The organism is Akkermansia sp. RCC_12PD (assembly GCF_036417355.1).
In the GTDB taxonomy this organism is placed as follows: domain Bacteria; phylum Verrucomicrobiota; class Verrucomicrobiia; order Verrucomicrobiales; family Akkermansiaceae; genus Akkermansia.
On sequence record NZ_CP143889.1, the window covers coordinates 2824746 to 2838225 of the forward strand.

At 54.7% G+C, this 13480-nt stretch carries 10 protein-coding genes, 2 tRNA genes and 1 other RNA gene; 4 read left to right on the forward strand and 9 right to left on the reverse strand.

All coding sequences use genetic code 11. The features are described from left to right. The first annotated feature begins 244 nt into the window (after positions 1-244). On the forward strand, positions 245-1057 hold the full coding sequence (locus V3C20_RS11940; protein WP_130082726.1) for a MerR family transcriptional regulator: 813 nt from the start codon (positions 245-247) through the stop codon (positions 1055-1057). A gap of 91 nt (positions 1058-1148) precedes the next feature. Here V3C20_RS11940 and V3C20_RS11945 read toward each other — a convergent pair whose 3' ends face one another. The 6 genes from V3C20_RS11945 to V3C20_RS11970 form a co-directional block, all read right to left on the reverse strand. Beyond that, complete coding sequence (locus V3C20_RS11945) at positions 1149-2285, reverse strand: metallophosphoesterase (RefSeq protein WP_130082725.1); 1137 nt, start codon at positions 2283-2285, stop codon at positions 1149-1151. Between the two features lie 185 nt (positions 2286-2470). After that, positions 2471-3316, reverse strand: a complete 846-nt coding sequence (locus V3C20_RS11950) for an aldo/keto reductase (protein WP_130082724.1) — start codon at positions 3314-3316, stop codon at positions 2471-2473. Positions 3317-3445: 129 nt separating this feature from the next. After that, entirely contained in the window at positions 3446-3868 is a 423-nt protein-coding gene (locus tag V3C20_RS11955; protein WP_202975630.1) for an antibiotic biosynthesis monooxygenase, read from the reverse strand. Between the two features lie 276 nt (positions 3869-4144). Beyond that, complete coding sequence (locus V3C20_RS11960) at positions 4145-5161, reverse strand: DUF362 domain-containing protein (RefSeq protein WP_130082723.1); 1017 nt, start codon at positions 5159-5161, stop codon at positions 4145-4147. Positions 5162-5204: 43 nt separating this feature from the next. Then, positions 5205-6395 carry a MalY/PatB family protein gene (locus tag V3C20_RS11965; protein ID WP_130082722.1) on the reverse strand — a complete coding sequence of 397 codons (1191 nt, stop codon included), beginning with the start codon at positions 6393-6395 and terminating at the stop codon, positions 5205-5207. Beyond that, positions 6392-7264 carry a DUF3737 family protein gene (locus V3C20_RS11970; protein ID WP_130082721.1) on the reverse strand — a complete coding sequence of 291 codons (873 nt, stop codon included), beginning with the start codon at positions 7262-7264 and terminating at the stop codon, positions 6392-6394. Before V3C20_RS11970 ends, V3C20_RS11965 begins: the two co-directional genes overlap by 4 nt. Positions 7265-7801: 537 nt before the next feature. Between V3C20_RS11970 and V3C20_RS11975 the strand changes: the two genes are divergently transcribed. Beyond that, complete coding sequence (locus tag V3C20_RS11975; RefSeq protein WP_130082720.1) at positions 7802-8206, forward strand: hypothetical protein; 405 nt, start codon at positions 7802-7804, stop codon at positions 8204-8206. A 68-nt stretch (positions 8207-8274) separates the two neighbouring features. On the opposite strand, the gene V3C20_RS11980 is transcribed toward V3C20_RS11975, so the two are convergent. The 3 genes from V3C20_RS11980 to V3C20_RS11990 form a co-directional block, all read right to left on the reverse strand. Further along, positions 8275-8367: transfer RNA gene (locus V3C20_RS11980), tRNA-Ser, on the reverse strand. Between the two features lie 73 nt (positions 8368-8440). Then, on the reverse strand, positions 8441-10156 hold the full coding sequence (locus V3C20_RS11985; RefSeq protein WP_130082719.1) for a hypothetical protein: 1716 nt from the start codon (positions 10154-10156) through the stop codon (positions 8441-8443). Positions 10157-10321: 165 nt separating this feature from the next. Next, positions 10322-12472, reverse strand: coding sequence for an ATP-dependent DNA helicase RecQ (locus V3C20_RS11990; protein ID WP_130082718.1), 2151 nt, complete (start codon positions 12470-12472; stop codon positions 10322-10324). 213 nt (positions 12473-12685) lie between these two features. Here V3C20_RS11990 and V3C20_RS11995 point away from each other — a divergent pair. Next, a tRNA-Arg gene (locus V3C20_RS11995) sits at positions 12686-12762 on the forward strand. A 78-nt stretch (positions 12763-12840) separates the two neighbouring features. Next, positions 12841-13200, forward strand: a transfer-messenger RNA (tmRNA) gene (gene ssrA, locus V3C20_RS12000). The last annotated feature ends 280 nt before the right edge of the window (positions 13201-13480 follow it).

Below are 13480 nucleotides of genomic sequence, written 5' to 3' on the forward strand. Positions count from 1 at the left end.
ATGCACTCTTTTTCCATGGATCATGCAGTGAGGTCTATGCTATAAACCCTCCCATAATAGGAGGGTCAACACGAAATTCCGCAATGCAAAATTTTCCCTTTGCGCAGGAAGGTATTTTGAAGCCTAATCTTTATAAAAACGGTAACTAAGGAATTATATAAACTACTGTTTAATAATTTATTATATTTCTCCATAAAATTCATGCCGGGTACTTTCTCCCCCTTTTAAACTATTTCTGCCATACATGGACAAAAAACATTTGCTGACCATCGGAAACATCTCCAAACAGACCGGGGTCCACATCAAATCCCTCCGTTACTACGACAAAATAGGTATTCTGCCGCCGGCCCATGTGGACAGGGAAACAGGGTACCGCTATTACGATTTCTCCCAAATCCAGCTCGTGGAGGCCATCCAGTTATGCGTGGAGCTGGATATTCCGCTGAACCGGTTTACGGAATTCCTGACGGAAGACAAGAAGAGCATCCGCTACGGCAAGCTCATCGCGTACGGGTCCATGCTGGCGGATGAAAAGATCCGCGCCATCAATACCAAGCTGCACATCCTGGACGAGATGCAGAAACACATCCGCCACGCGGAGAACTACCGGTTCCACAACGGCCCCATCAAGCTGGCAATCCCGGAAAAATACTGCTGGGCCCTTCCCTACCGCGGAAGGCAGCGCAGCACGGAATACCATCTGAAATTCAACCGCGCGCTGGAGGACATCAGCCGCCGCGGACTGAAAACAGGATCGGAAGCGGGCATCCTGATGATGTGCCGTAGCGGCGTCACGGAACGCTTCCTTTACATTGAGGTGGACATGGAGCAGTTCCGCGAGCCGCTTCCGGAGGAAATCATTCATCTGCCGGAACTCTCCTGCGTCTGCATGAAAACGGACCACAGCGACATTGAACAGGCCGCCTTCCTGTTCCCGGACCTGTTCAGCCGGGAATACGACCGGATTGTGATGGAAACGGAGCTGTTCCCGGACCATTACTATTTTTCACACCCGCATTATGAAATCAGATGCTCCGTGCCGGACGGCGGGGCATAAGCCCCGGCACTCCTGAACAGGCTGTTCCGGGGGCTTTCACCGCCCTCCCGGAATAAAAAACTCCCGGCTTGCACGTAGCCGTGGCTGCCTTTCATTCCCTCTTCAGGCGGATCAGGACGATTTCCGCGGGAACGCCGATGCGGACCGGAAAACCGTTCCATATCCCCGCTCCGTTGGAAACGTACAGCTTCATGGAGCCCACCTGGTACGGCCCGGAAACGAAGCCGTCATTGAAACGCGCCACCAGCCGGTCAATTCCGGTGATCATGCCGCCGTGCGTATGGCCGGAGAGCTGGAGGTCCACCCCGTGCCGCGCCGCCTCACGGGCAAGGCGCGGCTGGTGGGAGGCGAGAATCCGGACCTTCCCCGGCGGAGCTCCTTCCAGCGCCTTGTTGATGTCCGGCTCTTCCCTGCCCGTCATCCCGGCCACGGGGTCCGTCACTCCCGCCAGAATGACGTTTCCGCCGCCCGTCAGGACATGTTCGTTGGGAAGCATCCGGATACCGAGCGTCGGAAAAAATTCCATCCATTCCTCATAGCCGGAGTAATATTCGTGATTGCCCGGAACGCCGAACACGCCGTATCTGGCTTTCAGGTCCGCAAGAGGCCGCAGGTCCTCTCCGTGCACAGGAACCGTGCCGTCCACGAAGTCCCCGGCAATCACGATAAGGTCGGGATTCAGCGAGTTCGTGCGCTGCACGATCCTGCGGATGCGGTCGGCGCGCGTGATGCCGTCCGCGTGCAGGTCCGCCAGCAGCGCAATCGTCATGCCGTCCACCTCTTCCGGCAGATGGCCGACTGTAATCGTTTCTACCCGCACTCCCGGCACGCTGGTCCCGCCGATGACGCCCACGGTTGCGAGTACGGCGGAAAGAACCAGCAGGGCCAGGTTTACCCTGTTGACGATGATGCGGCGGCGCGCCGTCCTTTTCTTCCGGAGGAAGAACAGCATCAGGCGGTACAGTCCGACCACGATGTCGGCGGCCAACAGCAGGAAGAAGAACAGGAACAGGACGGAAAACAGCCACGCGGCGGCGAGCAGCAGCCACTCCGGCAGAACCGGGGAAAAAAACATGGGGCCGCCGAAAAGGTGCAGAAGGTGGAATTTGAACGCCGCCACGGCCAGCAACGCCGAAAGCGCCGCCTTCCATCCCCAATGCAGGCGCAGCGGCAGAATGGCCCGCCAGAAAATGTAGCCCGCAAGCAATGCTTCAAAAATCAAGATCATGCGTTTGTTCCATTCATGTTACTGCATTCCGCCGCACCTCGCAAGAACGGGAAGCGGCACAGGGACTCGTGAAGGTTTCTGCGCCTTCAGGTGCGGGAATTCCCGGAGAGCTTTTCATGCCTCCCACGTGGATGGGCCTTTTTGTCCGGACCGTTCCTCTTCCCTGCCGGAATGCCCTCATTCTTTTATTTCCCGTAATTGATCAGGAATTCCACCGTTGCGGGGTCTTCATGGGAAAAGAAGAGGCTTTCCCCGCCGTCCAGCCCGGCGATGGCTTCCATATCCTGCGGGGAGAGTTCAAAGTCAAAGATGTTGAAATTCTCCACCATTCTCTCCCGGTGGGTGGATTTGGGAATGGCAATGATGCCTTGCTGGACCAGGAAGCGGAGGGCGACCTGGGCCGCCGTCCTGCCATACTGCGCGCCGACGGCTTTCAGCACTTCATTGCTGAAAAAGCCGTTGCGTCCTTCGGCAAAAGGCCCCCAGGATTCCAGGCGGGTGCCGTACTTCTTCATAACCTCCCGGGTGTTGGCCTGCTGATGGAAGACATGTGTCTCCATCTGATTGACGGCTGGCTTGACTTCGCAGAATTCCGCCAGGTCGATAAAGCGGGCCGGATAGAAGTTGCTCACGCCGAGGGCGCGGATTTTCCCGGCGCGATATGCCTCCTCCATGGCCCGGTAGGTTCCGTAATAGTCATTGAAGGGCTGGTGGATGAGCAGCAGATCCAGGTAATCCGTGCGAAGCTTGTTCAGGGATTCCTCAATGGAAGCCTTCGCCTTCTCATAACCGCCATTGGAAATCCATATCTTGGTGGTGATGAACAGTTCTCCGCGGGGTATGCCGCTCTTTTCCGCCGCGCGGCCTACCGCTTCCTCATTGCGGTAGGCCTGCGCCGTGTCAATGGAGCGGTAGCCGACCTCAATCGCGTCCAGCACGCAGCGTTCGCATTCGGCGGCGTCCGGTATCTGATAAACGCCAAAGCCCAGAACGGGCATGGCTACTCCGTTATTTAATGTAACTTCTTCCATAACTATTTTTTTTGCATTGTTTTGATAAATCAAAATAAATCCTTGTGTTGCAATCTCTGCAACGCGGGTTCATGAGTGGCGTCGTCCATCATATGGGGAAATTCTCCACGATTCTTTTCCATATTCTTCTTATTTGTTCGTGTTCATTTTCAGAAATATCTCAGGCATGCCTGCCGGATCAACGGCATGCATATCCACTAAGTCGAGCCTCTTCACCATGTGTAGCGTTTCCGTCTTATACTTCTGGAAGTGGGCTGTCTGAATATGATGTCGGTAGGCTTCGGGCGAAGCATAGATTTCGAGGATGCGGATTTGTGTTGAATCCCGCTTCATCTGCATCGGATAAATGCAAATAACTCCCGATTCCTCTTTGACCGATGCAGCCCCTACCGTAGAGGCGTATTCCAGATATTCCTTCAAATACTGGGGATGTACTTCGATTTCAGAAATTCGAATTAACATGCCGTCTGCCGAGACTGCCGGCTTCGTTTGGGCTGATAATTGGAATGATGTAATCAACATCAATAAAGGGATAAAAAGATATCTTTTCATATTTTTGTAAAACGATGACTTGTCAATTTTACCTTCTATGGCAGCTTTTGCACGAGTCTTGGCAAAGCTGGTTTCAGAATATCAGATAATGTGCATTCCCATGCAGAATTCGCTCCGCACATCCGCGATATTCAGCCCCATGCCTGCGGCTACCGTGCCCATCTTCTTGAATGCCTTCGTCGTGTTATGTTATTTTCAATGTTCATTCCCTATGATTAACCTCCTGTCGACTATTTTAATGATAAGGATATCCGTCTTTAAAAGGAACATCTCCCGTTAAACGGTCTGCTGTGGTTCCAGCTCCTTCAGCTCGTACTTCCTGGTGCCCAGGCCTATCCTCTCGGCATGGTCCACCGTATGCTGGCCGTTGCGGCTTTTAATGCGCTCAATCAGGGGTTTGCTGTTGTTGCCTTCCGACGGCTGGACGGCATGCACCAGATCCAGGCACGCCTGGTCCAGGGCAACCGGATCAAGCGACGCCAGAATGCCAATGTCCTTCATTTCCGGGTCATGGGGGTGGGCGTCGCAGTCACAGTCGATGGACAGATTGTTCATGACATTGATGTAAAGTATCCTGTCCCCGAAGTAGTCCGCGACCGCCTGGGCGGACGCGGCCATGGATTCCAGAAAGGCGTCCTGTTCACCCAGATTGTCCCATACTTTGGAGACATCCTGCGTTTTCCCGGCCGAATGGATGTACGCCTTGCCGGCGGCGGAAGCCACGCCAATGGACTGGTTTTTCAGAACGCCGCCGAAGCCGCCCATCGCATGCCCCTTGAAATGGGCCAGGTTGATCATGAAATCATAGTTTTTCAGATGATCCCCTACAATGTCGTACTGGAGGTGCTTCCTGTCTTTTACCGGAATATGGAATTCTCCTTCGGCATCCATGATGTCCACCCTGGCAATGTCAAGGAATCCGTGGTCTTTGGCGGCCTGCATGTGGGCCTCCGTGCTGGAGCGTTTGCCGCCGTAGGCCGTGTTGCACTCCACGATGGTGCCGTTTACCTTGCGCACCAGGTCCCCGATGAGGGAGGGCTGGAGAAAGTTGTGCCCTCCGGGTTCTCCCGTGCTGATTTTGACGGCTACCTTTCCGGAAGCCGGACGTCCCAGGGCCTCGTAAATCTTCACGAGGCTTTCCGGGGTGATCTTTTTGGTCATCAGGACTTTTGACGCCTTGCCCGGCGTGGAGCTTCCGTGGGCGTATTCCGGCAGAATGCCGGCCGCCGCCAGGGAGGCCAGCGCCGCGCCGGAGGATTTGAGCCATGACCTTCTCGTTACCGTATCTTTCATGATGAATTTCTAATGGTTGTTGATGATTTTTCCCTTCCTGTCTTTAGGAGCGCATGGCGCCGCCTCCGCGTTCAGCATCTCCGAAGATTTTGAAAATTCCTTCCAGTCCCCGGAGCAGCAATTCCCTGGGGCAGGCAATGTTGAGGCGGATGAAGCATCCCTCCGTTTCTCCGTACATTTCCCCTCCGTTGACCATGACACGGCCTTCTTCCATCAGCCTTCCGACAACTTCTTCGGAAGGGATGCCCAGCACGGAACAATCTATCCAGACCAGGTACGTCCCTTCCAGCGGCAGGACATGGAACTGCGGCAGGCGCTCCCGGAAAAACTCCCGGACCGCCTCGTAATTTCCGTACAGGTAACGCTTCAATTCATCCAGCCACTCCTCCCCCTCCCCGTATGCCGCGACCAGGGCATCCACGGCGAAGGAGTTGACGTCGCACACTTCATTGACGTTGATGGCCCTGTCTATCTTTTTCCGCACTTCTTCATCCGCCGCGACGATGTTGGCTATCTGAATCCCGGCCAGGTTGAACGCCTTGCTGGGAGAAATGCAGGTGACGGAATGGAGAAGGGCCTCCTCCGAAAGGGAGGCGAAAGGCGTGTAGCGGTGGCCCGGATAAACCAGCTCGCAGTGGATTTCATCCGCCACGACAAAAACACCGTTTCTCAGGCAAATGTCCGCGATCTTCTCCAGTTCCTCCCGCGACCATACGCGCCCCGCCGGATTGTGGGGATTGCACAGGAGCATGAGCTTCACGGAAGGATCGGCCGCCTTGCGCTCCAGGTCTTCAAAGTCAACCGTGTAAACTCCGTCCGCGTACCGCAGATGATTGTATTCCGCCGCGCATCCGTCATTGCGGATGGAGGAGAAGAAGCAATTGTACACCGGCGTCTGGACGAGCACCTTGTCCCCCAGATCCGCCAGAGCCTTGATGATGGCGGAAAGGGCGGGAACCACCCCGGTCGTGTAGATAATCCAGTCCGGATTGATCTTCCAGCCGTGGCGGCGTTCAAACCAGTTCGTGACCGCCTCGTAATAGGCGGAGGGAACCCGTGTGTAGCCGAAAATTCCGTGGGCGGCCCTTCTCTGCAGCGCCTCCGTGACGGGGGGAGCCGTGCGGAAGTCCATATCCGCCACCCACATGGGCAGGATATCCGCCTGAGGAACGGAATCCCACTTGTAGGAATTTGTGCCCCGGCGCGGTATGACGGTATCAAAATCGTACTTCATGCGGCCTCCCCCGGCTGGACGTTTCTCGTTTCAATGGAGCAGTTCCCCGGAGCCTTGCAGTGGGCGTCCAGGAGTATTTCCCCGTATCCGTCCGCCACAATGCGGCCGCTGCGCGGGTTCCTGACGCTGGTGACCACGCCCCTGATGCCGGCCTGGACGGAGGAATATTCAAAGCACAAGTCCGCGTCCTCCGCAAACGTGCAGTTCTCCAGAACCAGGTTTTCCGCATAACAGAGGGGCTGGGTCCCGGAAATCCGGCAGTTGACCAGCCGCAGGTTTTTGGAGTGCCAGCCCAGGTACTCCCCGTCCAGCACGGAATCATACATGATAACGTTTTCCGTATTCCAGAAGGCGTCCTTGGAATGAATCTCCGCATGGCGGATGACCACGTTCCTGCAATACTGGAAGGAGTAATTCCCATTCAGCCGGAAGCCGTCTATGCGGATGTCCGCCCCGTGCATGAAGAAGTAGTCCCCCCTGTCCACCTCCACGTGCCGCAGATCCGCGTTCCGGCAATGCCAGCAGCATTCCTGCGCATCCGTCAGGACCACGTTTCCCAATACCATTCCTTCCATGTCGCGGAACATCTTGGGGGCTTCCACACGGGTATCCTTCATGTGCAGGTTGCGGGAATACCAGATGGCGGCGCGGGCCCCTTCCCTGAACAGGCAGTGTTCAATCAGGAAACCGTCGTTATGCCAGAAAGGGTACTTTCCGTTGAACTCGCACTGCACGGCTTCCACGCCGGAACATTCTTTCAGGGCGGACTCTCCGGGAAGAATCGTGACGTTTTCAAGCCTCAAATGGCGGGAGGAGAAGAGGGGGCGCTCCCCCTCGTAGGAAGTGTTTCTAATCGTTCTTTTACTCATGGCGATAAGGTTTTATGAAATGTTTTCCTCGGCGGGATGAAATCCCGTTCCTTCCCTTTTCCGTGGAAAGGAAAAATGTCTCAAGACATCTTTTGCGTCTTCTGTTTCCTTTATTCCACGTTAATGGTTACAGTAACTATCATGCAAAATATTTTTTCATTCTTCTTAAGAAAAGTCATAAAAAAATTATATTCAGTTTATTATACTGTCATGAAATAAATGGAGAACAAGGAGAACCATCAAAATCACCCTTCATTTTTCCGCTTCATGAATTCTTCCGGCCCGGGAAAAGCATGACACGCGGACAAAAGTGCACCGGAACCTCCGGCACGGCAGGCATACGGAGGTGCCGTAAAATTCGCGCTAACTTCCACCTCAAGGTTTTCATGTCAATGACATGCCGGATTTCGGCCCCGTTCCGGTAAGCTTCATCCACGGCCCTGGCTTCCGCCCGAATGTTCAGGTAGATATTATTTCTTCACGGAATAAATCCAGCATCTCTGCGTTTCTTTCATGTCGTCCCGCGGGAAAACCGTTATGGTCAATGAACGCCTTCATCTGGACGCACAGCAAAATACACGGGGTGGCCAAAACGGCGATGCCCGCGTCAAGTGCCTTGTCCATCAATTCCGCCATTGTCGTCCTTCTGGCGGCAGAGATGAGTATCATTGCAGGGAGGCAGTAATGGATGGTTTTGTCCGCAAGCGCACCTTCTACCAGGCGGCCGACGCTGCGGGTTCGCCGCCCAGAAGATCGGAATTGCCGCTCTTGCGGAAGTCTGAAAGAGGTAATGAAAATATTCTTATCCGGCTTTTTGGGGAATTGCTTTCATTTAAAGGAATCGCGGTAGTCGGACATCTTCTCCTTCATGCCTTGGAAAGCATGGCAATCTTCCTCTCCATTTCCGCATACCTCTCACCCACCATTCCTGCCAACAGCTAATCCCCTGATTTACAAAGAAAAAAGAGCCTGCACCGTTGAAGTGCAGGCTCTTAAAAAATGAAAGGTTTTGGCGGAGCGGGAGGGATTCGAACCCTCGGTACCGGTTTTGCCAGTACGTTCCTTTAGCAAAGGAGTGCTTTCAGCCTCTCAGCCACCGCTCCGTCTGGGTAATGTGTGGGGGAGAAGGTACACACTACTCCAAATGATGTCAATACATAAATATACGGGCAGGAATTAATCAAGATAAGTATATTGATACTCCAGTTCCTTTTTCTCATCCGGCTTCAGCGTGAGTTTCCACTGGAATTTTCCGTTAGGATTCAGGGAACGGTTCCAGTTGGGAAGGCTGGACATTTCTCCTTCTCTCAAAACAGTTTCCGGAGTCCCGATAATGTCCTTGTTTACCTGGAATTCCATGTTCCTGCCGGAAACATTCTTCATGGTCAGAGTTCCCTTTATGGTGTATTTCCGGTAGCTGGAGCCTCTCACCTGCACTGGCTCGGAAGAAAGCGTTTCTTCCGAAACATGAACCATGGTTTCCATGGATTTATTCAGCCTGACCAGGACACGTTCTCCCGGATTGGTGAAGGTGAGCGTGCTCTGCCCGGCAAGCCTGCCCTGGGAAACGAATTCCACCATTCCCGTGGACCAGGGCAGATTCAGGGCATTCGTCAACTGGATGCAGTGCCAGACGTCCAGCGGGGAAGCCGCCGCCCCGCGGTCTCGGTTCTGGTCCCATTCCGACAGGTCCTTCTGGTTGGGAATGTCCCACGTATAAATGTGGCGGTAGGGAACATCGCCGCCAAACAGGTTCCTGGTCACCGTCTCCCGGTAGTTGCAGGAAAAATCCGGGATGGAGTAGAAGAACAAATCCTCCGCCTGTTTGACGGTTCCCGGATCAATGGCCGTGGCCTTCTCCATGGTGAATATGGGCTGCGGAGTACGGGCCTGGCTCATGTAGTTGCCCATGAGGGACCGGGCGTATTCCGTTCCAGGTTTTTCGGACCCCAGGGCGGCAAACAAGGCGCTCATGTTCTGCTTCATGGAGATGGGAGAAGGCAGCCCGGGCATTGCCAGGCGAGGGAAGCCGGAAATAAGCTCCATATCCACCTTCTCCAAATCCATCAGTTCATTCATGATCGTCGCCTTACACTGCAATTGTGCATGTCCTTCCGCACCCAGCTCTACCCGGTAGGTGGGCAGCCAGCTGATCCCGGAAGACAGGCTGCTCACGGTTACCGTTTTTCCCGGAGCCGGTTTTTCAAGGTTCATCACCAACCGCGTTCTGTCCGTCGTCCAAGAGGGAAAGGAAATATCCTTTTCCAGAAACTCGACCTGTTGAACCGCGGCTTCCTGAAGCATCACATGTCCAGTCTCCGTCTGCATCAGGAGGCTTCCCGCCATCGCAAAGGAAGACCTGTTCATGTCCCGGCCGTCTTCCACAGGAGAAGAAAGGGAGCCCATCAAATTGGGACGATTGGATTCCCGGACCTTGTTGTTCACTGGCTTCACCATTCTTCCTACAATCATTCCTCCTTCTGTGGTTGTGATCTTGATCAGCTTTCCGGCATTGGCGGCAAGCAATTCATTCCTGCCGTATTCCGGCTTGGGGATGATTTCCTTCACCTTGCTGCTGATCAATTCCCGGACGGAAACGCCCTGCTCTGTGGAAAGCCAGAATGAGCCGTAGGAAGGAGTGGGAAGCCCGGCCAACTCCATGGAGGAGCCTTCCGCCGTCTTCCCTTCCAGCGTCACCGTGCCGTACCCGTTTTTGAACAGGGCCAGCTTTTTAGGAACCATCTTTACACTTGGCAGGGAAGGTTCTCCAGAGGTAGCGTCAAGCATGGAAGCCCATCCGCAAGTTCCAAACAGGAAGAATGGAAGCAGTCCGGCCCCGGCGGCCAGAACCAGACGCCCCGCATCAGTCATGGTATCATTGTCTGTTTTCATGAATACAGACTAAACAGCCCGTTTTCAGAAAATCAACCTTCAACCACCCTCCGCAGGCAAATGTAACTCCGTTGTAACATTCAGTTGCTATACAATGGATGAAAATGGAAGTATTTCCTTTTCTGAGAGATCGGGAGGAGAGCGCAAGACGGAAAGACCGGCCTCCTACACGCCGCAATGTTCGGCGATCATCTCCAGAAAATCATCCAGATAACGTGCGGCCTTCCGCTCCCCGATGCCGTGTATGTTCATGGCCCCCCGGCGCGTAGTCGGTTTCAGCCGGGCCATGGCTTCCAGCGTGGAATTGTGGAAAACCGCATAAGCGGGCACCCCTGCTTCCCGGGCCAGCTCATTCCGCAGTTCTTTCAATTTCATGAATAAATCTTCGTCAAACTCTCCCAGGGCAGCCAAATCCCCGGTGGCACGGACTCTGGTCTGCCCCCGGCGGTCCGGGACCGCACTTTTGCGGGCGAAAGGCCAGATCATGGAAACCGCCTGCCTGCCCATCATTACCTCGTTCCCCTTCGGGCTCAGGGCAATCAGGGGACGGTCCGCTTCCCCGCTCATTTTAGTGAGGCCCGCCATCTGCATGGCACGGAACAATTGGCGTATATCGTCCTCACTCCAGGATGAAAGAATGCCGTACGTACTCAACCGGACCAGAGATGTCTTCAATAAATCCTGGGACTTGGACCCCTTGAGCATCTGGATGACTTTCGTTCTGCCCCAGCGGCCCTGCCAGGAACCGTCCGCCAAGCGGACGGAAGCGCGTGCGATGCCGCTTAATGCCTGCCGCACAATTCTGGTTTCCTCCTCCCCTATCACCTGGCCTTCCTCCACACCCAGCGCCATGCACTGGTCACAGCGGCCGCACGGAACGGCCCCTTCCTCGCCGAAGTAATTCAGAATCCACTGTTGGCGGCATCCGGACGAATAGGCAAACTCCGTCATGGCCTTCAGCTTCTCGCGGTCGCGCACCTCCTTCTCCCGGATGGCCCGTTCATCCAGAGGAATTTTCAAGCCGCTCATGGACGGATCCGCCACCCTGGTCAGCTTCACCCGCTGTCCCGGAACATCATGGCGGCTGATCGCTCCGTTGCGCATCAGGACGGACAGGGCCGCTCCCACCTGCATGGCATTCCGGCATTTGAGGCGTTCCGCCATTTCCTCCAAAGTCCAGGACACGTCGTGGGATTCCGCGCCGCAATGCTTCCGCAGCAATTCATACAGCTCCACAATAAGAGGCACACCGGGATTGACTCCCTCAATGAAAAACTCCTGCGTCCTCAAATCAGCATGGTTGAATAAAAGCTCGCAATATGCGTCCTGTCCGTCTCGCCCGGCGCGCCCGGCTTCCTGGTAAAAAGCTTCCACACTGCCGGGAATCTCAAAATGGGCCACAAACCTGACATCCGCACGGTCGATCCCCATGCCGAAGGCATTCGTGGCAATGACAATGTCCGCCTGACGGTTCATGAAGGCGTTCTGGGCCTCCTCCCGCTGGGCGTCCGTCATGCCGGCATGGTAAGCCGTGACGCTCAGGCCCAGATCGGAAAGCGCCTCGTACACCTGTTCCACCTTCTTGCGGGTGGAACAATAAATAATGCCCGTCTTGTTGCGTTTTACAAGATCGTACAGCCTCTTGTACTTCTCCTTGTGCGTATCGCACGCAGTAATCCGGAAATGCAGATTCTCCCTGGCAAAACCGCGTACAATGGTTACAGGATCATCCAGATGCAGATGCTCCAGAATATCGTCCCGCACTCTGGGCGTAGCCGTGGCCGTCAGGGCTGCAACCTGTGGACGCCCCATGGCCTCAATAGCGCGGCCAAGCTTCAAATAATCCGGACGGAAATCATGCCCCCACTGGCTCAGGCAATGAGCCTCATCCACGGCAACCATGTTCACGTCCACTCCCGCCAGGGCTCTCATGAATCCCTCGTGGCCAAAGCGTTCCGGAGCTACGTACACCAGCTTGTAGCTTCCTTCCTTCATGCCGGACAGGCGTTCCTTCTGCTCCGGAAAACTCAGGGAACTGTTGATCATGGTCGCGGGAATGCCTTTGACAACAAGGGCATCCACCTGGTCCTTCATCAGGGCAATCAGCGGACTAACCACCAGGCACACGCCTTCCCGGCACAAAGCGGGAAGTTGGTAGCACAGGGACTTGCCGCCCCCGGTAGGCATTACCACCAGAACGTTGCGGCCCTCCATGATGGCAGCCACCACGCGGTCCTGCCCTTCCCTCAGCCCGGAAAACCCGAAGTGTTCCTTCAATGCCTCCATGGGCGATCTGATCAGCTTGAACCCACTCATCTTCTCCACATAGTGTGCCACAGGACACGCTGCCGCGCAACGCCTTTCCCCATGATCAGGACGGAATGCCAGCCGCTCGGTACGAGAAGATTCCGTCCATCGGAAAAAGAAAATGCTGATTATTTTATCAAATTACATCACAAACATCTTGACTTTCCCGAAGAAAAATCTATATTTTCTTCACCGCTTATGCGGTACACGACGCAAGTCAAAGCGCCCGTAGCTCAATTGGATAGAGCGTCTGACTACGGATCAGAAGGTTTGGGGTTCGAATCCCTACGGGCGTGCCACTTGCATCACATCCGGTAAAGCATGATTCCTGCCTGAACATTACGGCAGGATTTTTTGTCTATACCGGTAATACATATGGGGGCGCCATGGTTTCGACTGGAAGTCTGCGGTGCTGGCTGCATGTGAAGGTTAATCGGCTGGCCTTCTAAAAAGCCGATTAGAAAAATAAATGCAGAGTCTAACGACCTTGCTCTGGCTGCCTAATTAGTTCAGCCGCGTCAGAACCTCAACGCCTGCTAGAGGGAACGACGAAGATTTAGCAGGCTGGTGCAATGCGGGGTTGCCGCGCAACGCACGAGACTTCCACAGGCAACTAGCGAGCCTGCCTAGTTGGCGCATGACGAAGCAGCCGTGAAAGCAGCAACATGCGTCTGAACATGGAGATGCCGGTATCAACGGCCTTCAGGACACGGGTTCGACTCCCGTCGCCTCCACCATTTCAAAACAACCGCAAGCGTTTGAAAAATAACGCTTGCGGTTTTTGTTTTTATAAAACTGCAAGACAAACTGCAAGACATTGAAATTCGTTTTGGAAACAATGTCTTGCAGTCGGAGGTGTGTCTTGCAGACATGAAGAAGCCCTCCCTCCCCTGTGATGGGCGGGAGAGGACTTCAGTGGGCTGTTTCCTGAACTGGGGCGTTATTAGCTGGTATCTCCGCCGCCATGTAGAGGTAGGCAAGCATGTAGCCGTGCGCATCCTCAATAGATGGCCGCCA